The following is a 22771-nucleotide window of genomic DNA, read 5'->3' on the forward strand; positions in this document are numbered from 1 at the left end:
CGAGATGAGGTCCCTGAGCCTGTCGAAGGGACCGGCCCCCGCGGTGCCCCCGGTGGCTTCGACGGGCTCAGCCGCCTCGGGCCTCCGAGCCCGCCCGGTCGACCGGGCTCAGCCGCGCAGCTCCCGCAAGACCAGAGCCGTGCGGATCGCCGCGTCGGCGGCCTCCTCGCCCTTGTCCTCCTTGGAGCCCTCGAGTCCCGCGCGGTCGAGACCCTGCTGCTCGTCGTCCAGCGTCAGCACGCCGAAACCGACGGGCTTGCCGGCGTCGAGCGCAACGCGCGTCAGGCCGTCGGTCGCCGCCGACGACACGAATTCGAAGTGCGGCGTCCCCCCGCGGATGATCACCCCGAGCGCCACCACGGCATCCGCCCCGCCCTCGAACGCCGCGCGAGCGGCGACCGGCAGCTCGAACGAACCGGGCACCCGCACGATGCGGTACGTCGCGCCCGTGGCATCCAGGATCCGCTTCGCCCCGGCGATGAGGCCGTTCGTGATGACCTCGTGCCACGTGCCGGCGATGACGACGATGTTCAGGTCGGAGGCGTCGACGCCCCCGGTCTCGGGTGCTCCACTGCCGGCCATCAGGCGCTCTCTTCCTTCATGTGCGCGAGCGCGTCGCGCAGGTCGTCCTCGGCGATGACGTGCCCCATGCGGTCACGCTTGGTCTCGAGGTACTGGTGGTTGTTGGGGCCGACGCCGACCAGCAGGGGCACCTGCTCGACGACGTCGAGGCCGAAGCCGCGCAGCTGCGCGACCTTGTCGGTGTTGTTCGTCAGCAGGCGCACCTTCTCGACCCCCAGGTCGGCGAGGATGCCGGCGGCCGCGGCGTAATCGCGGGCATCGGCGGGCAGACCCAGGGCCAGGTTGGCATCCACCGTGTCGAGTCCCCGCTCCTGCAGGTTGTACGCGCGCAGCTTGTTGATGAGGCCGATGCCGCGCCCCTCATGGCCGCGCATGTAGATGACGATGCCGCCGTCGCGGTCGATGGTGTCGAGCGCGGCGTCGAGCTGGGGGCCGCACTCGCACTTCAGCGATCCGAAGGCTTCGCCCGTCAGGCACTCGGAGTGCACGCGCACCAGCGGTGCCGGCTCGAGGAGGTCGCCCGAGACGACGGCGAGGTGGTCGGTGCCGGTGACGCGGTCCTTGTACGCCAGGAAGCGGAACGTGCCGTGCGAGGTGGGCACGTTCGACTCGGCGCGCAGGCTCACGCGGCGCCGGGCGGGCGCGGCCGTGGGCGAGGGATCGATCTCGTTCAGGTGGGCGATGAGCTGCTCGATCGTGATGACCGGGATGCCGTCGCGCTCACCGAGCTCGAACAGTCCGGGCAGGCGCATCATGCTGCCGTCCTCGGCAACGACCTCGGCGATCGCGCCGACCGGTTCGAGTCCGGCCAGGCGCATGAGGTCGACGGCCGCCTCGGTGTGCCCCGCACGTTCGCGGACGCCGCCGTCGACGGCGCGCAGCGGGAGCACGTGTCCGGGGCGGATGACGCTGGTCGGCACCGACTCCGGGTCGGCGAGCACGTTGAGCGTGCGCGCGCGGTCGGCGGCGCTGATGCCGGTGGTCACACCCGACGCGGCGTCGACGCTCACGGTGTACGCGGTGCCTCGCGCGTCCTCGTTGACCTCGACCATCGGGGGGAGGTCGAGCCGGTCGGCCCACTCGGCGGGCATGGGGGCGCAGACGTATCCGCTCGACCAGCGGACCGTCCAGGCCAGCCACTCGGGGGTGGCGAGCTGGGCCGAGATGATGACGTCGCCCTCGTTCTCACGGTTCTCGTCGTCGGCGACCAGGATCGGGCGTCCCTGACGAAGGGCTTCGAGGGCCTCGGGGATGGTGGACAGGCTCATGCGGAGCCCCTCTCGGTCGTTGCGGCGGATGCCGCGGGGTTCTCTTCGGTGCCGCGGGTCTCGGTGGCGGGCGTGCGGAAGGCGAGCATGCGCTGCACGTGGCGCGCGAGGATGTCGGTCTCGAGGTTCACCGGCCGTCCGGCCTCGGCGGTACCCAGCGTCGTCGCCGTGAGTGTCTCGGGGATCAGCGACACCTCGAGCCACGGCTCGGGGTCGCCTGCGGGGCTGACCGCGCTGACGGTGAGCGAGACGCCGTCGATCGCGATCGACCCCTTGTCGACGACGAGCGGGGCGAGATGGCTCGGGATGCCGACCCGCACGACGCTCCACTGTGCGCCTGGGCGCACCTCGCGCACGGTCCCCGTGCCGTCGATGTGGCCCTGCACGATGTGTCCGCCGAGCCGGCCATGGGCGGCGGTGGCCCGCTCGAGGTTGACCGCGCGGCCGGGCGCCACGTCGGCGAGCGTCGACATGTCGAGAGTCTGCTTCATCACGTCGGCGGTGAACCAGTCCTCGCCGCGGTCGACCACGGTCAGGCACACCCCGCTGACCGAGATCGAGTCGCCGTGACCGGCGTCCGACACCGCGACGGGGGCCGTGACGGTGACCCGGACGCCGTCGCCCGAAGGCTCCACGGCGGTGATCGAGCCGATCTCTTCGACGATTCCGGTGAACATCAGGCGTCTCCTCTGTTGTCGCTGGCGGGCGCGGGCGCGGTGAACGCGGGCTCGGCGGTGGCGGGCTCGGTGGCGGCGGGCTCGGTTGCCGCCGGTTGCGCCGCCGGGCGAGCCGCAGCCCGTGGCGTGGGTGCGCCGGGGGCCGCAGCCCGGGGCGTGGGTTCACCGGGGTCCGCCACCCGTGGCGTGGGTGCGCCGGGGGCCGCCGCGGGACGGGCGACGAACAGCGTGTCGTCGCCGAGCTGCTGGATGGATGCCACGGTCAGCCGCCGCGCGTCCGCGATGCTCGCGACGCCGATGTCGCCGAGGGCGAGGCGCGAGCCGCCGAGAAGCACGGGGGCCACATAGACGAGCAGCTCGTCGGCGAGCCCCTCGCGCAGGAACGCACTCGCGAGGGTGGGGCCGCCCTCGACGAAGACGCGCTGCAGGCCCCGCGCGGCGAGGTCGGTGAGCACGGCGTGCAGGTCATGCGTCGCGTAGAAGAGGGGCTCGCGCGGATGGCGGCGCACAGCGGCATCCGGGGCCGTGTCGCTCTCGCCGATGACGACGGGCACGGGCTGCGCCTCGAGCAACGAACCGTCGGCGGCGCGCGCGGTCAGCGCGGGGTCATCGCTGCGAACTGTGCCGGTCCCCGCGATGATCGCGTCGGCCTCGGCGCGGCGCGCGTGCACGTCGCGGCGGGCGGCGGGTCCGGTGATCCACTGGCTGGTGCCGTCATCGGCCGCGGCGCGACCGTCGAGGCTCTGCGCCCACTTGACGGTGACGTGGGGGCGGCCGGTGCGCTGGAGGGCGGCCCAGTCGTGGACGAGGGCCGCCGCTTCCGACGCGGCGAGACCCGCTTCGACGTCGACGCCCGCAGCGCGCAGGCGCTCCGCCCCGCCCGCTGCGGCATCCGTGGGATCGTCGAGGGCGTAGACGACGCGGGCGACGCCGGCCTCGATGAGCGCGACGGCGCACGGTCCGGTGCGGCCGGTGTGATTGCACGGCTCCAGGGTGACGACCGCCGTGGTGCCTCGGGCTTCGCCGGGCGCGAGCTTCGACAGGGCGTCGACCTCGGCGTGCGGTGTGCCCGCGCCGCGATGGAACCCCTCCGCCAGCACGTCGCCGGCCGGAGAGAGGATGACCGCGCCGACCTGCGGGTTCAGCCCGCGCGGGCCGCGCCGGGCGAGCAGGAGCGCTCGCCGCATGGCGTCGATCTCGGCGGCGGATGCCATTTCCCTGTCCTTCCCGCGGTGTCGGGGCGGGACCAGCGGGAAGGCGCGACGCGCCGTCCGTGCTGCCTCCTATCCGGACTAGCGAGGGGGAACCCCCGCATCACCGTCGGTCCCGGATTTCCACCGGATCGGCCCCACCGCGTGACGCGGAGGGGTTCGCGGACTGTCACCGCCGGTTCGGATTCTCACCGACCCCGGAGCACGTTGTTGCACTTCTGAGTGTAGTGAACGTGGCGGTGGCGGTTTCATTCCCCGGAACGGGGCGAAACACGCGCGTTCGACGGGACCGGGGGTTTGCTCGCATGCGGGCGGGCGAGTCCGCGTGCCTGGTCGCGCCGCGCGGGCGGGCGTTCGTGCATGTCTTGTCGCGCCGCACGGGAGGGCGGGCGGGTGCGCTCGTGTCGTCGCGCCGCGCGGGCGGGCGGGCGTGCGGACGCCTCCCGCGACCGCAACGGCGGCGCAACCTATACCAAAGAATCCCGGACGCGTCACCTGGTCGAAACTTTTAGGCCCTATTCTTTTCGTCGGCGGGCTTTCCTATCATTCCGCCTTGAATTCTTCGCGAGGGTTGAGGGAATGGCTTTGAAGATTTTCCGTCCCGCGAGCGCGATGGTGGCCGTGGCCGCCGTTCTGCTCGCCGGTGTGGTCGGTGCGTCACCGGCGTCAGCAGCGACGCGCCCGGCGGGCGACTACGTCATCGGGCTCGCCGACGGCGTCGACGCGGCCGCGCTCGCGGCGCGCTACGGCGTCGACGTCGACGACCGGTACACGGCCGCACTGAACGGCTTCGCAGCGAGCCTGACGGCCGAAGAAGCGACGGCACTGGCCAACGACCGCCGCGTCAGCATCCTGGCGGCCGATGTCGAGGTCGAGGGCTTCGCGCAGATGGACACCCCCACCCCCAGGACCGTGCAGGCCGACAAGGCGCCGGTCAACGCGGGCGACGGTGTGCAGACGCCCTGGACCGGTCCTGCGGTCGCGGTGATCGACTCGGGCGTGAACCCCCACATCGACTACAACCTCGTCAAGGCGGTCAACTGCCTGGGCACCAGCGACGAGCGCGACGGCAACGGTCACGGCACCGGCGTCTCGGGGTACATCGCGGCTTACGACAATGATTTCGGCACGGTCGGTGTCGCCCCCGGCGCGCCCATCTATTCGGTTCGCGTGATGGATGCCAAGAACAAGGGCACGCTTTCTTCGGTGCTCTGCGGTGTCGACTGGGTCGTCGCGAATGCAGCGACCTACAACATCAAGGTCGCCAACATGAGCCTCGGATTCGAAGGCGTCGACGACGGCAACTGCGGCTACTCCAACAGCGACGCGCTTCACCAGTCCATCTGCCGCCTGACGTCGCAGGGTGTCGTCGTGGTCTCGGGTGCCGGAAACGGTGCCACCGACCTCGGACGCGTCCTCCCCGGCTCGTACGACGAGGTGCTGGTGGCGACGAACATGGCGGACTACGACGGCAAGCCCGGCGGACTGGCCGCGAGCACCTGCGGCCTCTCCACCAAGGACGACTCGCCCTGGCTGAACACGAACTACGCCGTCTCCGACGCCGACAAGGCCCACACGCTCGCCGCGCCCGGCACCTGCCCGTACACCACGCTGAAGGGCGACCGCTTCGGGTACATCCAGTCGGGCACGTCCATGGCGACCGCCGCCCTGAGTGGTGTCGTCCTGAACTGCTTCGCCACGGGGACCTGCTCCGGCATGACCACCCCGCAGGTCATCCAGCAGGTCATCGGTCAGGCGAAGGCAGCAGACGCGAAGGGTCACACCTGGTTCGGCAGCCCGTCGGCCGCCGGCTCCTCGCCGAGCAAGTACTACGGCTACCTCGCCACCGTCGCCCCCACGGGCTCCGGCCCGGCGCCGACCCCGACGCCGACTGCCACGCCGACGCCGACCGCATCGCCCACGCCCACCGCATCGCCGACCCCGACGCGCACGCCGACGCCGACTGCGACGCCGACTGCTTCGCCTACGCCGACGGCGTCGCCCACCCCGTCGAAGGACACGACCGCACCGACGACGTCGATCGTCAGCCCGACCACGGGCACGACGATCACCGGACGCGGCGACCTCGTCGCCTCGGCGAGCGACAACGTCGGTGTGACCGGTGTCAGCTTCTGGGCGGGCTCGACCAAGCTCGGTGATGCCGTGCGCGGCAGCGACGGACTCTGGCGCACCACGCTCGACGCCAGCCAGTACCCCAAGGGTCGCTACCAGATCCGCTCGCGCGCCGTGGATGCGGCCGGCAACATCGGGTGGAGCCCGATCGTGACGATCGCGGTCGGCTGACCCTCTGACGACAACGGCGGGTGACACTCCGGTGTCGCCCGCCGTTGTCGTTCCCGCGGCCGCGGTGCTTCGATCCGGTGGCGTCGGTGCGGATACCGGCACCTCTCGCGCGATGGCGGAGATGCCGGGCGCTTCGATCCGGCGGTGTCGCTGCGGATGCCGGCGTCTCTCCAGCGGTGACGGAGATGCCGGGCGCTTCGATCCGGCGGTGTCGCTGCGTGTATCGGCAGCTGTCCCGCGGTGGCGGGGATGCCAAGCGGATGACCGCGAGGTCTCCGGACCGCAATGGTGGTCTCGTCGCTGACCGGACGAAGTCTCCTGGAAGCTGGAACCGGTGGACAGCGTCGCCGCGCTACTTCAGCAGGCGCGACAACCGGCGGTCGGCGAGCAGCTTGCCGCCGGTCTGACACGTCGGGCAGTACTCGAGCGAGTTGTCGGCGAAGAAGACACTTCGCACCTCGTCGCCGCACACCGGGCACGCCTCGCCGCGCCGCCCGTGCACGCGCATGCCGCGGCGCTTGGCATCCTTCAGCTCCGCCGGCGGCTTGCCGCGGGCAGCCTCGATCGCTTCGGTGAGGGTGGTGGTCATCGCCGTGAAGAGGCGGTCGACCTCATCGTCGGTGAGGGTGGCGGCGAGGGCGTAGGGCGACATCTTCGCCGCGTGGAGGATATCGTCGGAGTAAGCGTTGCCCACGCCCGCGATGATCGACTGGTCGCGCAGCACGCCCTTGATCTGCGTGCGCCGACCGGTGAGCAGCGCGCCGAACTCCGCCCGGCCGAAATCGTCGTCGAGCGGGTCGGGTCCGAGGCGCGCGATGCCGGTCACCTCGGCCGGGTCGGTCACGGCGTACACGGCGAGCGACTTCTTCGTTCCCGCCTCGGTGAGGTCGAACCCCGAGCCGTCGTCGAAGCCCACCCGTAGGGCGATGGGCGTTTTGCCCGGCTTTATCAGCGTCGTGGGCAGCGCGTCGTACCACCGCAGCCAACCGGCCTTCGCCAGGTGGAACACGAGATGGATGCCGCCGTCGGTGGCGATGTCGACGAACTTGCCGTGCCGCTCGACGCCGGTCACCTGCGCGCCGACGAGATCGGTCAGGGGAGGGGAGTACGTCTTCAGGGCGTTGATGGCCGACACGGTGGCCTTGTCGACGCGCAGCCCCGCGAGGCGGCCCCGCAGGAACTCGACGAGCCCTTCGACCTCTGGCATCTCCGGCATGCGCCCATCGTGTCACGCCCCTCCGACATGGGACGAGGCCTTGCGTGGCGGCTGGTGCGTTCGGGGCAGAGTGGTGGTTCACCGTGCGGCCTGCAGAACGCCGTCGCAACACATACGTCGCACGCGACATAACGCAGGAATTCCATCCCAGTTCCCCCACGCGCGGGCCACGCGGCTGCCTGCGCGGCCCGCTTTTCCTGCGTCGTGTCCGGTTCCTCCCCGGGACCGCAATTCGTGGAGCAGTGCACGATTCCGGCCACGACGCACGGCGAGGAGGGGCGAGATCATTCATCGTCGTCCGATGGAGAACCAACACCCGCCGGCATTCCCGCTCGACACGGTCATGTCATACGCCGAACTGCGCGCGGCCGGGGCGACTCGTGCCGGTATTCGCGAAGCCCTGGCGACCGGGGCCCTGCGCCGTGCGCGGCGCGATGTCTACGTCGGCGGTGGAGTCCACGAAACCGTCGTCGCGGCTCAACGTGTCGGCGGTCGATTGGATTGCATCTCGGCCGTCGCGGCGGCCGGGGTCTTCGTTCTCGATCGCTCGAGCCTTTATGTACAGGTGGAGCCGACTCATTCGCGACTACGCTCGCCGACTTCGCGTCGCCGCAGCCTGACCGCCGCGTCGGACGTGGTCGTGCATTGGCGGCATAGTGAGCGGGGTGCCGCGCACTCGATTCCTCTCACGGAGGCATTGGCCGTCGCCGTCCGGTGCCAAGGGCGCAGAGCCTCGATCGCGATGCTCGACAATGCGCTGTACCAATGCCTCATCGATGAGGCCGACCTAGGGGATCTGTTCGCGGGCCTTCCCTCGAAGTACGCAGCTCTACGGCCGCTCCTCGACGGTCGCGCCGAGGCGGGCTCCGAGAGCATCGCGCGTTTGCTGCTCAAGAACCTGGGCTGTTCTGTGCAGGTGCAGGTGCAGATCGACGGCGTCGGCCGTGTGGATCTGCTCATAGACGGCTGGATCGTCGTCGAGTGCGACAGTCGAGCACACCATGCCGGGTGGGAGGCGCAGGAGCGGGATCGGCTGCGCGATCTTCTGCTGGCTGAGCGGGGGTATGTCGTCATCCGACCGACGGCGAGCATGATTTTCAGCGACCCGAAACTTTTGCGCCGTGCCGTGCATGGCCTCAGATCCTCCGCTGCCGTTCACCGCTGAGGACACGACACAGGAAACGTGTGCGGAGCGGTCTTCAGGGGTGCGGTCAGGGCCCACCGACCACCGGAATTCCTGCGTTGTGTCTCTCAGCGACCTTCAGCGGAGTCGGCGCTGTGACGTTTTCGGAGATGGGGTCACAGCTGCCGGCGCATACACAACGCAGGAGAGTGGCGACGTAGGACTGCCGTGCCATTTGACGGCGCCGCGAGAAGCGCGGTTTCCCTGCGTGATGTCGCCGCGGTAGAACGGCGACGCCCGCACGAACGGTCGGTCGTGCGGGCGTCGAGCGAGCAGGTCAGCCGCGGCGGAGCAGGCCGATGCGGTCGTAGACGTCGGCGAGGGTCTTCTCGGCGACGGATGCCGCCTTTTCGGCGTTCACGGCCAGCACGCGGTCGAGCTCGGCGGGGTCGGCCAGCAGCTCGAGGGCGCGCTCGCGCACCGGCTCGAACTCGTTCACGACGACCTCGGCGAGGCCCTTCTTGAAGTCGCCGTAGCCGCGACCGGCGTACTCGTCTTCGATGGCGGCGATGTCGCGACCGGTGAGGGCCGAGTAGATCACCAGCAGGTTCGAAACCCCCGGCTTCGCGTCACGGTCGAAGCGCACGGCGCCCTCGGAGTCGGTGACCGCGCGCATGATCTTCTTCGCGCTGACCTTGGGCTCGTCGAGCAGCCACAGCACGCCCGCGTCGGACTCCGCCGATTTCGACATCTTCGACGTGGGATTCTGCAGGTCGTAGATGCGGGCGGTCTCGCGCTGGATGACGGGCTTCGGCACGGTGAACGTCTCACCGAAGCGCTGGTTGAACCGCTCGGCGAGATCGCGCGTGAGCTCGATGTGCTGCTTCTGGTCGTCGCCGACGGGAACCACGTCGGTCTGATACAGCAGGATGTCGGCCGCCATGAGCACCGGGTAGGTGAAGAGGCCGACGTTGGTGGCATCCGTGCCGTACCGAGCTGACTTGTCCTTGAACTGGGTCATGCGGCCCGCCTCGCCGAAGCCGGTGAGGGTCGAGAGCACCCACTGCAGCTCCGCGTGCGCGGGCACATGCGACTGCACGTACAGCGTCGAACGGGACGGTTCGATACCGGCGGCGATGTACTGCGCGGCGGTGCGACGCGTCTTCTCGCGACGCTCGGCCGGGTCGCCCGGCTGCGTGAGGGCGTGCAGGTCGACGACGGAGAAGAAGGCGTCGTACTCGTCTTGCAGGTCGCGCCACTGCAGCAGGGCTCCGATGTAGTTGCCGATCTGGAGGCTGTCGGCGGAGGGCTGCATTCCGGAGTAGAGGCGCTGCTGAGTCACCCCTCGATCCTAGGCGTCGGCGCACAACCGCCGCGGCGCGCGGGCGCTGCGACAGGTGACGCGGGCGCTATGACGCGTGCACGCGGGCTCTGCGCCGGCCAGCGTTGTGTGAACACGGCACCGCTCGGGCGGCGACGCGAGAACGCGGGCGCCGCTCGGTCGCTGACGATACGTGAACGCTGGACGCGCCCGCGGGTCAGCGCCCGAGCGTGTAGTCGACGATGACGGGGGAGTGATCGCTCCAGCGGGTGTCGTACGACGGTGCTCGATCGACGCGGTAGTCGGTGACGCGCTCCGCGAGGGCAGGGGTGACGACGTGGTAGTCGATGCGCCAGCCCGAGTCGTTGTCGAACGCCTTGCCGCGCATCGACCACCACGTGTACGGACCCTCGACGTCGCCGGCGTGACGACGCCCCACGTCGACCCACCCGAGACCCGTGCCGGTGGAGCCGTCGACGCCCTCTACCTGCTCGCCGGCGGAACCGAAGAAGCGATCGAAGTACGCGCGCTCGCGGGGCAGGAAGCCGGCGTTCTTGCGATTGCCGCGCCAGTTCTTGATGTCGAGCTCGCGGTGGCCCACGTTGAGGTCGCCCATGACCACCGCGAGCTCGGTCGTCGCGCCGAGCTCGGTGAGGCGTTGCTCCATGGCATCGAGAAAGAGCCACTTCGCGTCTTGCTTGGGCGTATCGACCTCGCCGCTGTGCACGTAGGCGCTGATGACCGTGACGGTCTCACCGTCGATGTCGAAGTCGGTCTCGATCCAGCGGCCGGAGGCGTCGAGCGGCTCGGGACCGAGGTGGGTTCGCGTCTCGACACCGGGGAGGCGGCTGATGATCGCCACGCCCGCTCGGCCCTTCTGCAGCGACTCGTCGTTGACGATCTGCCATCCCGGCAGCGCCTCGGCAAGTTGCTCTGCGGTGGCCCGCACCTCTTGCAGGGCGACGATGTCGGCCCCGGAGGACTCGAGCCACTCGCTCATTCCCTTGCGGACGGCGGCACGGATGCCATTGACGTTGACGGAGACGATACGCACGGAACGAGCCACCCGACGAGCCTAACCGCGACCTCCGACATCGCTCCCGGCGCGGCCGCCCCGTCGTGGCATCCCTGCACGCCATCCATGCAACGGGCGGGCCGGGGCGGAGGTCATTCCGGGATCAGCGACGCGCGCCGCGGTGCCGGCACGTCGGCTTCGGCGCGGGCGAGCGTCTTCTCGGCGGCCGTGAGCCGCCGGCGTGCCCGCCAACGCCACGGCCAGCGCGCGAGGGCGAGTGCCTTCTCGGCCTCGCGCACGCCCACCTGCGCCGCGATCACCAGCGCCGCCTGCTCCATCGCACGGCGGTCTTCGGGGGAGCGCAACGGCACGTCGTTGTCGCCGGCCGCGACGGCGATCCACGCGGCCGAGACCAGGATGACGATGCCGATGAAGCGGAACCACAGCAGGAACCCGATGAGCACCGTGAACGTCGACAGCAGCGGATTGGTGGGGGTGTAGACGACGAGGAAGCCCGCTCCGACCTGCAGCAGCACCATGCCCGTGGCTCCGACGAGGGCACCGGGCCACGCGCGCCGCCACGACAGCGTCGTTCCCGTGAGGAAGCGGAACAGCGCGGCGAGGGCGACGGTGTTGATGCCGAAGGCGACGACGAGCGACACCGCCCGCGCCCCGAGGATCCACCCGGCCGTCTCGCGATCCCAGCCGATGAGGCTGAAGACGAGGTCGATCGCCCCGGTTGTCACGGTGCCCAGCAGAGCGCCGACCAGCAGCGAGACGCCGAAGAGCACCGACGCCAGGAAGTCGCGCGCCTTCAACATGACGTAGTTGCGCATGTCGAAGGGCAGCCCGAAGGTGTCGCGCACGGCGCGGCGGGTGAAGGTGACGAACCCGATGGCCGTCCAGATGACGACGACGACGGCGACGCTTCCGGTGATGGTGAGCAGGCTGCCGCTCTGCTGCGTCGCCTCCTCGACCTGTTCGGGTTTGACGAGACCGTTCTCGCTGATCAGGCCCGGGATGTAGCTGTTGACGATGCGGATGAGCCCCTCGACCGCCATGCGGCTCCCGCCGAGCCAGAGACCGACCGCCGCGAAGGCCAGGTACAGCGCCGAGAACACGGCGAACAGCGCCTGATAACTCATCCCCGCCGCCAGCAGGAAGCCGTTGTGCTGCAGGAAGTGGCGCCACACCCGGATCGGAAACCACTGCGCGATCCTCGCCGCACGGGCGATGGGCTGATCGAGGCGGTCGCGAACGGCGGACTGGGCCGCCTCGAACCGGGCGCGCAGCGGAGCCTCGTCGTCGCGGACCGCGGGCAGCGGGCGCGCGTCGTGGCTGGTCTCGGTCACCCGTCGAGCCTACTGAGTGGATGCCGCGCCGCTCGGCGCCTCTGCACAGCTCCGGCGGCGCTGGCATCAACGCCGAACGGCGGGGCACCGACCCTGCGACGAGCTCAGGGACAGGCGCACCCGCCGTTCGAGAGGGGAGGGGTCAGCGACCGCCGCGCAGCACGGCCTGCTTGACCTCGGCGATGGCCTTGGTGACCTCGATGCCGCGGGGGCACGCCTCGGTGCAGTTGAACGTCGTGCGGCAGCGCCACACACCCTCTTTGTCGTTGAGGATGTCGAGGCGCACGTCTCCGGCGTCGTCGCGCGAGTCGAAGATGAAGCGGTGCGCGTTGACGATCGCGGCGGGGCCGAAGTACTGCCCGTCGGTCCAGAAGACGGGGCACGACGAGGTGCACGCGGCGCACAGGATGCACTTGGTGGTGTCGTCGAAGACCTCGCGGTCGACGATCGACTGCACGCGCTCCTTGCCCGGCTCGGGCTTCGAGTTCGAGATGAGGAAGGGCTGCACCTCGCGGTAGGAGGCGAAGAACGGCTCCATGTCGACGATGAGGTCCTTCTCGAGCGGCAGACCCTTGATCGCCTCGACGTAGATCGGCTGCGAGATGTCGAGGTCTTTGATCAGCGTCTTGCAGGCCAGGCGGTTGCGGCCGTTGATGCGCATGGCATCCGATCCGCAGATGCCGTGGGCGCAAGAGCGGCGGAACGACAGCGAGCCGTCGACCTCCCACTTGATCTTGTGCAGCGCGTCGAGCACGCGGTCGGTGGAATACAGCTCCACGTCGTAGTCGACCCAGCGCGGCTCATCGTCGACCTCGGGGTCGAAGCGGCGGATGTTGAAGGTCACCAGGAACGACTGGATGCCGGTGTCTTCGGGGGTCTGCTCGACCTCGTCGGAGACGTCGACGTTCTCGAGAACGGTGGATGCCATCTCAGTACTTCCTCTCCAGCGGCGGGTAACGCAGTTCGCCCGCCTCGTTCTTGGTGAACACCACGGGCTTCCAGCCGAGCTCGATGTGATCGGCCGGGTGCGACGAGTGGGGGTCTCCCGACAGGTACGCCATGGTGTGCTGCATGTACTTCTCGTCGTCGCGCGTGGGGAAGTCGTCGCGCATGTGACCGCCGCGGCTCTCCTCGCGGTTCTGGGCCGAGTAGACGACCACCTCGGCGAGGTCGAGCAGGAAGCCCAGTTCGACGGCCTCGAGCAGGTCGGTGTTGAAGCGCTTGCCCTTGTCGTCGACGTGGATGTTCTTGTAGCGCTCGCGCAGGTCGGCGATCACGTCCATGACGTGGGCGAGGGACTCGTGGGTGCGGAACACCTGCGCGCCCTTGTCCATCTCGTCCTGCAGCGTCTTGCGCAGCACGGCGATGCGCTCGGTGCCGCTGTTGTTGCGCAGGCCCTCGATGAGACCGCGCACCTCGGCGGCGGGGTCTTCGGGCAACGGCACGAAGTCGGCGGTCTTGACGTACTCGACGGCGTTACGGCCGGCGCGCTTGCCGAACACGTTGATGTCGAGCAGCGAGTTGGTGCCCAGGCGGTTGGAGCCGTGCACCGAGACGCACGCGCACTCACCGGCGGCGTAGAGGCCCGGCACGACGGTGTCGTTGTCGGCGAGCACCTCGGCCTTGATGTTGGTGGGGATGCCGCCCATCGCGTAGTGCGCGGTCGGCATGACCGGCACCGGCTCGACGACCGGGTCGACACCGAGGTAGGTGCGGGCGAACTCGGTGATGTCGGGGAGCTTGGTCTCGAGCACCTCGGCGCCCAGGTGCGTGCAGTCCAGCAGCACGTAGTCGCGGTGCGGGCCGGCACCGCGGCCCTCGGCCACCTCTTGAACCATGCAGCGGGCGACGATGTCGCGGGGCGCGAGGTCTTTGATGGTGGGGGCGTAGCGCTCCATGAAGCGCTCACCGCTGGCGTTGCGGAGGATCGCGCCCTCACCGCGCGCACCTTCCGTGAGCAGGATGCCGAGACCGGCGAGGCCGGTCGGGTGGAACTGGAAGAACTCCATGTCCTCCAGCGGCAGGCCCTTGCGCCACACGATGCCGACGCCGTCACCGGTGAGTGTGTGGGCGTTGGAGGTGGTCTTGAAGATCTTGCCGAAGCCGCCGGTCGCGAAGACGACGGCCTTCGACTGGAACACGTGCAGCTCGCCGGTCGCGAGGTCGTAGGCGACGACACCGGCGACCTGGGTCTTGCCCGCGGCATCCTTCACCGTGATGAGGTCGAGCACGTAGAACTCGTTGAAGAAGTTGATGCCGAGCTTGACGCAGTTCTGGAAGAGCGTCTGCAGGATCATGTGACCGGTGCGGTCGGCGGCGTAGCACGCGCGGCGCACGGGGGTCTTGCCGTGATCGGCGGTGTGGCCGCCGAAGCGGCGCTGGTCGATCTTGCCCTCGGGGGTGCGGTTGAACGGCAGACCCATGTTCTCGAGGTCGATGACGGCGTCGATCGCTTCTTTGGCGAGGATCTCCGCGGCATCCTGGTCGACGAGGTAGTCGCCGCCCTTGATGGTGTCGAAGGTGTGCCACTCCCACGAGTCCTCTTCGACGTTGGCGAGCGCCGCGGCCATGCCGCCCTGCGCCGCACCGGTGTGCGAGCGGGTCGGGTAGAGCTTCGAGATGACGGCGGTCTTCGCGCCGGGACCGGCCTCGATGGCCGCGCGCATTCCCGCGCCGCCGGCGCCGACGATCACGACGTCGAACTGGTGGTAGTGGACGCCGTCCTTGACGACGGAGTCCGAAGAAGTCTGAGTGCTCACGTGTGCGATACCTCTGCTGTCAGGGGAAAGAAGGGATGCCACAGGCTCACGCCGCCTGGCACACGTCCCACAGGGAGCTGCTCTCGGTGACGCCGAGGCAGGGGTCGAAGGTGAAGACGACGAGGGTGCCGAGGAGGATCAGGAATCCGGCGGACACCCACAGCGAGCCGACGAGGATCTTGCGGATCTTCGCGTTCGTGACGTAGTCGTTCACGATCGTGCGCATGCCGTTCGCGCCGTGGATGAGCGCCAGCCACAGCATCAGCACGTCCCACCACTGCCAGAAGGGCGAGGCGAGCTTGCCGGCGACGAACGCGAAGTCGATCTGGTGGATGCCGTCGCCCGTCATGAGGTTGACGAACAGGTGGCCGAAGATGAGGACGATCAGCAGCACGCCGGAGGCGCGCATGTAGATCCAGCCCCACTTCTCGAGGTTGGAGCCCTTCTTGCGGACGCTCGGCGTGCGCGGGGCGGGGATCGTGGCGGCTTCTTGGGCGACGGACATCAGTGGCTCCCGGTGACGGCGCTGAAGACGTTGATCAGGTGGCGGGGGGTAAATCCGAGCATCGTGACGACCCAGAGGCCCAGCACGCCCCACCAGAGCTGGCGCTGGTGACGCGTGGCCCACGGCCAGAAGTCGACCAGGATGATGCGCAGGCCGTTGAACGCGTGGTACGCGATCGCGCCGACGAGCGCCACCTCGCCGAGCCCCATGACGGGGTTCTTGTAGGTGCCGATGACCGCGTCGTACGCCTCGGGCGAGACGCGGATCAGGGCCGTGTCGAGGATGTGCACGAGGAGGAAGAAGAAGATGGCGACGCCGGTGATGCGGTGCAGGACCCAGGACCACATGCCCTCGCGGCCGCGGTAGAGAGTGCCGCGGGGCCTCTTCGATGTGGTCTCTTTCACCGACGGCGTGGCACGTGCTGGTGCTGACACGGTCGTCCTCCCTGATCGAACACGGTGTTGGGGACCCGCACGGGTCCCGAGCGTCACACGGGCGCCACTGAATACTACGTCCGGGCTATGAACGGCGGGGATTAGGGCGGCCTAAGACTCTCTCGATATCGAGATATTCCGGAGGCCGTTTCACCCGGTCCGCCGGCGCGCGACGATCCGGGTGCTCCGGGTGCGGACCGCTAGGGTCGGAGCCATGGCAGACCTCGCTATCGACGACTTCTACGCCGTGATCCCCGCCGGGGGGATCGGCAGCCGCCTCTGGCCGCTCTCGCGGGCGGACGCCCCGAAATTCCTCCACGACCTCACCGGCTCGGGTCAGACCCTGCTGCGCGACACGTGGGACCGACTGTCCCCGCTCTCGGGCGAGGGCCGCATCGCCGTCGTCACGGGTCGCGCCCACCGCGCCGCCGTCGAGCGCGAGCTCCCGGGGGTTCCCGATCACAACGTGTTCCTCGAGTCGGAGCCGCGAGACTCGTCGGCGGCCATCGGTCTCGCCGCGGCGATCCTGGTGCGCCGCGAGCCCGACGTGATCATCGGCTCCTTCGCGGCCGACCACGTCATCCGTCAGACCCGGCAGTTCGAGTTCGCCGTGCGTCAGGCGGTCGCAGTGGCCCGAGAGGGGTACATCTGCACCATCGGCATCCAGCCCGCCGAGGCGTCGGTCGGCTTCGGGTACATCAAGAAGGCCGACGAGCTCATCGTCGACGGAGCGCCCGAGGCGTACACGGTCGAGCGCTTCGTCGAGAAGCCCGATCTCGAGACCGCCAAGCAGTACTTCGCCGACCGCGACTACCTGTGGAACGCCGGCATGTTCATCACCCGTGCCGACGTGCTCCTGGCGGAACTCGCCGTCAACGAGCCCGAGCTGCACGCGGGCCTTCTCGAGCTGGCCGAGGCGTGGGACGACCGCGACCGCCGCGGCCCCGCGGTCGACCGCATCTGGCCGGGCCTCAAGAAGATCGCCATCGACTACTCGGTCGCCGAGCCCGCGGCGGAGAAGGGGCGTCTCGCCGTCATCCCCGGCCACTTCGACTGGGACGACGTGGGCGACTTCGCCAGCCTGTCGAAGCTGAACTCCGGCGGCGGCCGCAACGAGCTCGCCATCCTCGGCGAGGACGCCCGCGTGCTCTCCGACGCGTCCAGCGGCATCGTCGTCTCGCAGACCAAGCGCGTCATCAGCCTCATCGGCGTGCGCGACATCGTCGTGGTCGACACCCCCGACGCCCTCCTGGTCACCACGACCGAGAACGCCCAGCGCGTCAAGGGCGTCGTCGACGCGTTGAAGCTGACCGGTCGCGGCGACGTGCTCTGACACCGGATGCCGCAGACTGCGGCATCCGGTTCCTTCTGATGACGCATCGTGTGGCGTCCGGATGACGCGAGATTGCGTCTTTGTAACCATTGGCGCGCACCGCGGCTCCCGGCGCGCAAGCACGGCGACACAGTAGGTAACGTGACGGGATCGTCCCCCGAACCCGTTGGGGGCATCCGTCTTGGAGGACCATTCGTGAAGACCACGAAGAAGGCCGTCATCAGCGGCTTCGCCATGATCGGCGCCGCCGTGCTGCTCGCCGGTTGCGGTGCAGCGCCCGAGAGCGCCGGTGGCGCGTCGGCCGGCGCCGGCGCGAGCGACTACCTGCCCTGCATGGTGTCGGACGCCGGCGGCTTCGACGACAAGTCGTTTAACCAGCTCGGCAAAGAGGGTGTCGACGCGGCCGCGGCAGAGCTCGGCTCGAAGACCCCCATCGAGGTCCAGTCGCAGGCCGAGACCGACTACGCGTCCAACCTCCAGAACCTGGTCGACCAGGGCTGCAACACGATCGTCACCGTCGGATTCCTCCTCGCCCCCGCGGCGCTCGAGTCGGCCACGGCCAACCCCGACCTCGAGTACGTCTCGATCGACGACACCGTCGACAGCGACTTCGACGGGCAGACCGACGCCCCCAACATCAAGCCCATCATCTTCGACACCGCTCAGGCGGCCTACCTCGCCGGCTACCTCGCCGCGGGCACGTCGAAGACCGGCGTCGTCGGCACCTTCGGCGGCCTGAACATCCCGACCGTGAGCATCTTCATGGACGGCTTCGCGCAGGGCGTCGAGAAGTACAACACCGACAACGGCACGTCGGTGCGCCTCGTCGGGTGGGACCGCGCGGCGCAGGACGGCTCGTTCACCGGTGGCTTCGAGGCCAACGACACCGCGCGCCAGACCGCGCAGGCCCTCATCGACCAGAACGTCGACGTGCTGCTGCCCGTCGGTGGTCCGATCTACCAGTCGGCCGCGGTCGCCATCCGCGACGCCGGCCGCGAGATCGCGCTCGTCGGTGTCGACGCCGATGTCTACGAGACCGACGAGTCGGTCAAGGACCTGCTCCTGACGTCGATCCGCAAGGGCATCGACGTCGGTACGAAGGACGCGATCGTCGCCGCCGGTAACGGCGAGTTCGACGCGGCTCCCTTCATCGGCACGCTCGAGAACGAGGGCGTGGGCCTGGCCCCGTACCACGACTGGTCCGACCGTGTGCCGGCCGAGCTGACCAGCAAGATCGACGAGCTCAAGGCGCAGATCGTCGACGGCTCCATCACCGTCGAGTCTTACCTCGCCGGCTGAGAGCCCGCATCGCCTCGGGGGAGGCCGGCGCACGCCGGCCTCCCCTCCCTTTATGGGCGGTGAACGACCGCCCGTGCCCGGGTCCGCTCACGAGGCGGCCCTTCTCGTCGGACGCCTGCCGCGTCCGGCGTCGAGAACTTAGGATCGGGAACATGAAGCTCGAACTCCGCGGGATCACGAAGACCTTCGGATCCCTGGTGGCGAACGACCACATCGACCTCACCGTGGAGGCCGGCGAGATACATTGCCTGCTCGGCGAGAACGGTGCCGGCAAGTCCACCCTGATGAACGTCCTCTACGGTCTCTACCAGGCCGATGGCGGCGAGATCCTGCTGAACGACGACGTCCAGCACTTCTCCGGCCCCGGCGACGCGATGCGCGCGGGCATCGGCATGGTGCACCAGCACTTCATGCTGATCCCGGTCTTCACCGTCGCCGAGAACGTCATGCTTGGTCACGAGCCCACCAAAGCAGGGGGGCGTCTCGATCTCGGCGCCGCCCGCGCGAAGGTGAGGGAGATCTCCGACCGCTTCGGCTTCGACGTCGACCCCGACGCGCTCGTCGACGATCTCCCCGTCGGCGTTCAGCAGCGTGTCGAGATCATCAAGGCGCTCTCGCGCGATGCGAAGGTGCTCGTCTTCGACGAGCCGACCGCGGTGCTGACCCCGCAGGAGACCGACGAGCTGATGGCGATCATGCGCCAGCTCAAGGCTGCAGGCACCTCGATCGTCTTCATCACGCACAAGCTGCGCGAGGTGCGCGAGGTCGCCGACCGCATCACCGTCATCCGGCTGGGCAAGGTGGTCGGCGAGGCCGAGCCCACCGCCTCCAACGCGGAGCTCGCCTCCCTCATGGTCGGTCGCGCCGTCGAGCTCACCGTGCAGAAAGAGGCGCCCACGCTCGGCGAGGTGGGGCTGTCCGTCTCGGGATTGACCGTCGTCGACGCCATCGGGCAGGTCGTCGTCAACGACGTCAGCTTCGACGTCCGCCGCGGCGAGGTCCTCGCGATCGCGGGCGTGCAGGGCAACGGTCAGACCGAGCTCACCGAGGCGCTCGTCGGTCTGCAGGAGCGGGTCGAGGGCTCGATCACCCTCGACGGCACGGAGCTGAACGGCTCCTCCGTGCGCGCGGTGCTCGACGCCGGCGTCGGTTTCGTTCCCGAAGATCGCAAAGAAGACGGTCTGGTGGGGGAGTTCTCCATCGCCGAGAACCTCATGCTCGACCGCGCTGACGGCGCTCCGTTCGTCAAGAACGGCGCGCTTCAGCTGACGACGCTCACAGCCTTCGCCCGTGACAAGGTCGCCGAGTTCGACGTGCGCACCCCGTCGATCGAGACCCCCGTCGCGCGCCTGTCCGGCGGTAATCAGCAGAAGGTCGTGCTCGCCCGCGAACTGAGCCGCGATCTGCGTCTGTTCGTGGCGGCGCAGCCCACCCGCGGCGTCGATGTCGGATCGATCGAGTTCATCCACAAGCGCGTCATCGAGACCCGCGATGCGGGCGTTCCCGTCATCGTCGTGTCGACCGAGCTCGACGAAGTGACCGCGCTCGCCGACCGGATCATGGTCATGTACCGCGGACGCGTCGTCGGCATCGTGCCCGGTGACACCTCGCGCGACGTGCTGGGCCTCATGATGGCCGGCGAAGCGCCCCAGAACGAAGGAGTCGCCGCGTGAGCGATCCCCACAGCCCGCACGACCCGAACGTCTCGCGTGCGGATCGCGCCGCCGAGGTCGCCGACGCCACGAGCGCCGACATCGCTCTCGAGGGCGGGTCGCGGGTCGCCCCCGCCGCGGGAGCGCGCGTCGTCCCCTCCGCACCCGCGCCCGACGAAGACCGCTGGCGTCGTGCGCTGCGCGAGATCGCGACCGGCAACGCGATCATCTCCGTTCTCGCCGTCGTGCTCGCGCTGCTGGTCGGCGCGATCATGATCGCGGCCACCGACGAGAACGTCCAGGCCGCCTCCGGCTACTTCTTCGCCCGCCCTGGCGATACCTTCGCGGCCATCTGGCAGTCCGTTTCGGGCGCCTACGCCTCGTTCTTCCAGGGCGCGATCTACAACTTCCGTCGCCCCGAGTTCGCCACCGGCATCCGTCCGCTCACCGAGACGCTGACCTTCGCGACCCCCCTCATCGCGGCGGGCCTCGGCGTCGCGCTGGCCTTCCGCGTCGGCATGTTCAACATCGGCGGACGCGGACAGATGCTGGTCGCCGCCGCAGCCGGCGGCTACGTCGCCTTCGCCTTCGACCTGCCGTGGGGCCTGCACATGGTCGTCGCGCTGGTCGCGGGCGTCGTCGCGGGAGCGCTGTGGGCCGGTATCGCGGGTCTGCTGAAGGCTCGCACGGGCGCGCACGAGGTGATCGTCACGATCATGCTCAACTACGTCGGCTTCTATCTGGTCTATTACCTGTTGCGCACCCCCGGTCTGCTGCAGGCTCCGGGCTCGAGCAACCCGACGACGCCCGCGATGAAGGACACCGCGGTCTTCCCCGACCTGTTCGGGCCGGCCTACAACCTCCACTTCGGATTCATCCTCTCGCTCGCCGCCGTCGCGCTCGTGTGGTGGATCCTCGAGCGCTCCTCCCTCGGCTTCCGCTTCCGTGCGGTGGGGCTGAATCCGAACGCGGCTCGCGTGGCCGGCATCAACGTCAAGTCGATGTACGTGGTCGCCATGCTCATCTCCGGCGGCCTCATCGGCCTCGCGGGTGTCGACCAGGTCCTCGGCACGGTGACCACCGGCTTCTCCAGCGGGATCGACGCCGGCATCGGCTTCGACGCCATCACCGTGGCCCTGCTGGGCCGGTCCACCCCCGTGGGTGTGCTCGTCGCCGGCATCCTGTTCGGCGCCTTCAAGGCCGGTGGATTCTCCATGCAGGCCGCCAACGGCGTGCCGATCGACATCGTGCTCGTCGTGCAGTCGCTCATCGTGTTGTTCATCGCCGCTCCGCCCCTCGTGCGCGCGATCTTCCGCCTGCCGGCCCCGGGAGTACGCCCGGTCAAGGCCCGCACCCTCAAGAAGAAGGAGGCGGCCAAGTGAGCACCACCGCCCCGCACCACGAGGCTTCGCCGGCGTCGGACGCGCTCGACAAGACCGTCGTCCTCAGCTGGAAGGCCCCCGTCGTCTACGGCGTCATCACCGTGCTCGCCGCGGTGCTGTTCGTCATCGCACGCCAGGACGGCGACGCGGTCTTCCGCATCTCCAGCCCCGGCGAGTTCCTGCAACTGCCCGAGGTCGTGCTCGGCGGCGTCGTGACCGGCGTGGTCTGCACCGTCCTTCTCGCGCTCATCACCGTCGCGAGCGTCCTGCTCGTGCGCGCGCACCGCCGGCCGCCCCTGTGGTTGGCCGTGATCTTCGCCCTGGTGTTCATGGTCGGGTTCCTCACGTGGGCCGCCGCCGGTGCCACCACCTCGGTGATCCCGCTCACGGGTCTGCTCGCGGGAGGCCTGAGCCTGTCGGTTCCGCTGATCTTCGGCGCGATGGCCGGAGTGCTGAGCGAGCGGGTCGGCGTGGTCAACATCGCGATCGAAGGCCAGCTGCTCGCGGGTGCCTTCACGTCGGCCGTCGTCGCCACGGCGACCGGCAACCCGTTCGTCGGGCTGCTGGCCGCCGGCGTCTCGGGGGTGCTCGTGTCGTTCGTGCTCGCGGCGTTCGCGATCAAGTACTTCGTCGACCAGGTGATCGTCGGTGTGGTGCTGAACGTGCTGGTGGTGGGTCTGACCAGCTTCTTCTTCTCGCAGCTGCTGGCTCCGAACGCGGCCACCCTCAACTCGCCGCCGCGGTTCCCGCGCCTGCCCATCCCGGTGCTCGCCGACATCCCGATCATCGGACCGATGCTGTTCAACCAGGCCGTCATCGTCTACCTGATGTACGTGACGGTGGCGCTGGTCTACGTGGGCCTGTTCCACACCCGGTGGGGCCTGCGGCTCCGCGCGGTGGGTGAGCATCCGCAAGCCGCCGACACGGTCGGCATCAACATCGCGAAGACCCGCTTCTGGAACGTGTCGCTGGGTGGGGCCATCGCCGGTTTGGGAGGGGCGTTCTTCACCCTCGGCTCCGTGGGCGCCTTCAACAAGGAGATGACGGCCGGCGCCGGATACATCGCGCTGGCGGCGGTCATCTTCGGCCAGTGGGACCCGATCCGCGCCACCCTCGCCGCGCTCCTGTTCGGCTTCGCCTCGAACCTGCAGAACACCCTCGGCGTCATCGGATCGCCTGTGCCCAGCGAGTTCATGCTCATGCTGCCGTACGTGGTGACGATCTTCGCCGTCGCCGGTCTCGTCGGAAAGGTCCGCGGGCCCGCGGCCGCCGGCAAACCGTACATCAAGGGCTGACCCGGCCCCCTTCCCCCTTTACGAGAGGACCCCTCACTCCACG

At 69.3% G+C, this 22771-nt stretch carries 19 protein-coding genes and 1 riboswitch; of the genes, 7 read left to right on the top strand and 12 right to left on the bottom strand.

Features of this window, described 5'->3' with window-relative positions:
- Positions 1-108 precede the first annotated feature (108 nt).
- From ribH to ribD, 4 genes are read right to left on the bottom strand one after another with little or no spacing between them, the layout of a single operon-like run.
- Entirely contained in the window at positions 109-582 is a 474-nt protein-coding gene (ribH, locus tag AS029_RS03155; RefSeq protein WP_058231107.1) for a 6,7-dimethyl-8-ribityllumazine synthase, read from the bottom strand.
- Complete coding sequence (locus tag AS029_RS03160; RefSeq protein WP_058231108.1) at positions 582-1850, bottom strand: bifunctional 3,4-dihydroxy-2-butanone-4-phosphate synthase/GTP cyclohydrolase II; 1269 nt, start codon at positions 1848-1850, stop codon at positions 582-584. Before AS029_RS03160 ends, ribH begins: the two co-directional genes overlap by 1 nt.
- Positions 1847-2527: a riboflavin synthase gene (locus tag AS029_RS03165; RefSeq protein ID WP_058231109.1), complete on the bottom strand. Its 681-nt coding sequence runs from the start codon at positions 2525-2527 to the stop codon at positions 1847-1849. The genes AS029_RS03160 and AS029_RS03165 overlap by 4 nt, the downstream gene beginning before the upstream one ends.
- Positions 2527-3741, bottom strand: coding sequence for a bifunctional diaminohydroxyphosphoribosylaminopyrimidine deaminase/5-amino-6-(5-phosphoribosylamino)uracil reductase RibD (ribD, locus tag AS029_RS03170; RefSeq protein ID WP_058231110.1), 1215 nt, complete (start codon positions 3739-3741; stop codon positions 2527-2529). The genes AS029_RS03165 and ribD overlap by 1 nt, the downstream gene beginning before the upstream one ends.
- 56 nt (positions 3742-3797) lie before the next feature.
- Positions 3798-3947: riboswitch (FMN riboswitch) on the bottom strand.
- 370 nt (positions 3948-4317) lie between these two features.
- On the opposite strand from ribD, the gene AS029_RS17170 reads away from it, so the two are divergent.
- Complete coding sequence (locus AS029_RS17170) at positions 4318-6042, top strand: S8 family serine peptidase (RefSeq protein ID WP_139168000.1); 1725 nt, start codon at positions 4318-4320, stop codon at positions 6040-6042.
- A gap of 352 nt (positions 6043-6394) precedes the next feature.
- Here the strand turns inward: AS029_RS17170 and AS029_RS03180 are convergent, their stop codons facing one another.
- A complete protein-coding gene (locus AS029_RS03180; RefSeq protein WP_058231112.1) occupies positions 6395-7258 on the bottom strand; it encodes an Fpg/Nei family DNA glycosylase in 864 nt (287 codons plus the stop codon).
- 301 nt (positions 7259-7559) lie between these two features.
- Between AS029_RS03180 and AS029_RS17175 the strand changes: the two genes are divergently transcribed.
- On the top strand, positions 7560-8423 hold the full coding sequence (locus tag AS029_RS17175) for an endonuclease domain-containing protein (protein WP_058231113.1): 864 nt from the start codon (positions 7560-7562) through the stop codon (positions 8421-8423).
- Between the two features lie 295 nt (positions 8424-8718).
- Here AS029_RS17175 and trpS read toward each other — a convergent pair whose 3' ends face one another.
- The 7 genes from trpS to sdhC all read right to left on the bottom strand — a co-directional run bounded on the left by trpS (position 8719) and on the right by sdhC (position 15767).
- Positions 8719-9723, bottom strand: a complete 1005-nt coding sequence (gene trpS / locus AS029_RS03190; protein ID WP_074615812.1) for a tryptophan--tRNA ligase — start codon at positions 9721-9723, stop codon at positions 8719-8721.
- Between the two features lie 196 nt (positions 9724-9919).
- Positions 9920-10768, bottom strand: a complete 849-nt coding sequence (locus AS029_RS03195; RefSeq protein WP_058231114.1) for an exodeoxyribonuclease III — start codon at positions 10766-10768, stop codon at positions 9920-9922.
- Between the two features lie 101 nt (positions 10769-10869).
- On the bottom strand, positions 10870-12069 hold the full coding sequence (locus AS029_RS03200) for a YihY/virulence factor BrkB family protein (protein ID WP_082642115.1): 1200 nt from the start codon (positions 12067-12069) through the stop codon (positions 10870-10872).
- Between the two features lie 142 nt (positions 12070-12211).
- Positions 12212-12997: a succinate dehydrogenase iron-sulfur subunit gene (locus AS029_RS03205; RefSeq protein WP_058231115.1), complete on the bottom strand. Its 786-nt coding sequence runs from the start codon at positions 12995-12997 to the stop codon at positions 12212-12214.
- 1 nt (position 12998) lies between these two features.
- Positions 12999-14828 carry a succinate dehydrogenase flavoprotein subunit gene (sdhA, locus tag AS029_RS03210; protein WP_058231116.1) on the bottom strand — a complete coding sequence of 610 codons (1830 nt, stop codon included), beginning with the start codon at positions 14826-14828 and terminating at the stop codon, positions 12999-13001.
- Positions 14829-14874: 46 nt separating this feature from the next.
- A complete protein-coding gene (locus tag AS029_RS03215; protein WP_058231117.1) occupies positions 14875-15333 on the bottom strand; it encodes a succinate dehydrogenase hydrophobic membrane anchor subunit in 459 nt (152 codons plus the stop codon).
- Positions 15333-15767 carry a succinate dehydrogenase, cytochrome b556 subunit gene (gene sdhC / locus AS029_RS03220; RefSeq protein ID WP_074615813.1) on the bottom strand — a complete coding sequence of 145 codons (435 nt, stop codon included), beginning with the start codon at positions 15765-15767 and terminating at the stop codon, positions 15333-15335. The genes AS029_RS03215 and sdhC overlap by 1 nt, the downstream gene beginning before the upstream one ends.
- A 214-nt stretch (positions 15768-15981) precedes the next feature.
- Here sdhC and AS029_RS03225 point away from each other — a divergent pair, with 214 nt between their 5' ends.
- The 5 genes from AS029_RS03225 to AS029_RS03245 all read left to right on the top strand — a co-directional run bounded on the left by AS029_RS03225 (position 15982) and on the right by AS029_RS03245 (position 22728).
- Positions 15982-17100, top strand: a complete 1119-nt coding sequence (locus AS029_RS03225) for a mannose-1-phosphate guanylyltransferase (protein WP_058231118.1) — start codon at positions 15982-15984, stop codon at positions 17098-17100.
- A 234-nt stretch (positions 17101-17334) separates the two neighbouring features.
- Entirely contained in the window at positions 17335-18399 is a 1065-nt protein-coding gene (locus AS029_RS03230; RefSeq protein ID WP_058231211.1) for a BMP family lipoprotein, read from the top strand.
- A 152-nt stretch (positions 18400-18551) separates the two neighbouring features.
- Complete coding sequence (locus AS029_RS03235) at positions 18552-20072, top strand: ABC transporter ATP-binding protein (RefSeq protein ID WP_058231119.1); 1521 nt, start codon at positions 18552-18554, stop codon at positions 20070-20072.
- Complete coding sequence (locus AS029_RS03240; protein ID WP_175456618.1) at positions 20069-21433, top strand: ABC transporter permease; 1365 nt, start codon at positions 20069-20071, stop codon at positions 21431-21433. The genes AS029_RS03235 and AS029_RS03240 overlap by 4 nt, the downstream gene beginning before the upstream one ends.
- Positions 21430-22728, top strand: coding sequence for an ABC transporter permease (locus tag AS029_RS03245; protein ID WP_058231120.1), 1299 nt, complete (start codon positions 21430-21432; stop codon positions 22726-22728). Before AS029_RS03240 ends, AS029_RS03245 begins: the two co-directional genes overlap by 4 nt.
- Positions 22729-22771 lie beyond the last annotated feature (43 nt).

The sequence above is a fragment of the Microbacterium enclense genome, assembly GCF_001456955.1.
GTDB lineage: Bacteria > Actinomycetota > Actinomycetes > Actinomycetales > Microbacteriaceae > Microbacterium > Microbacterium enclense.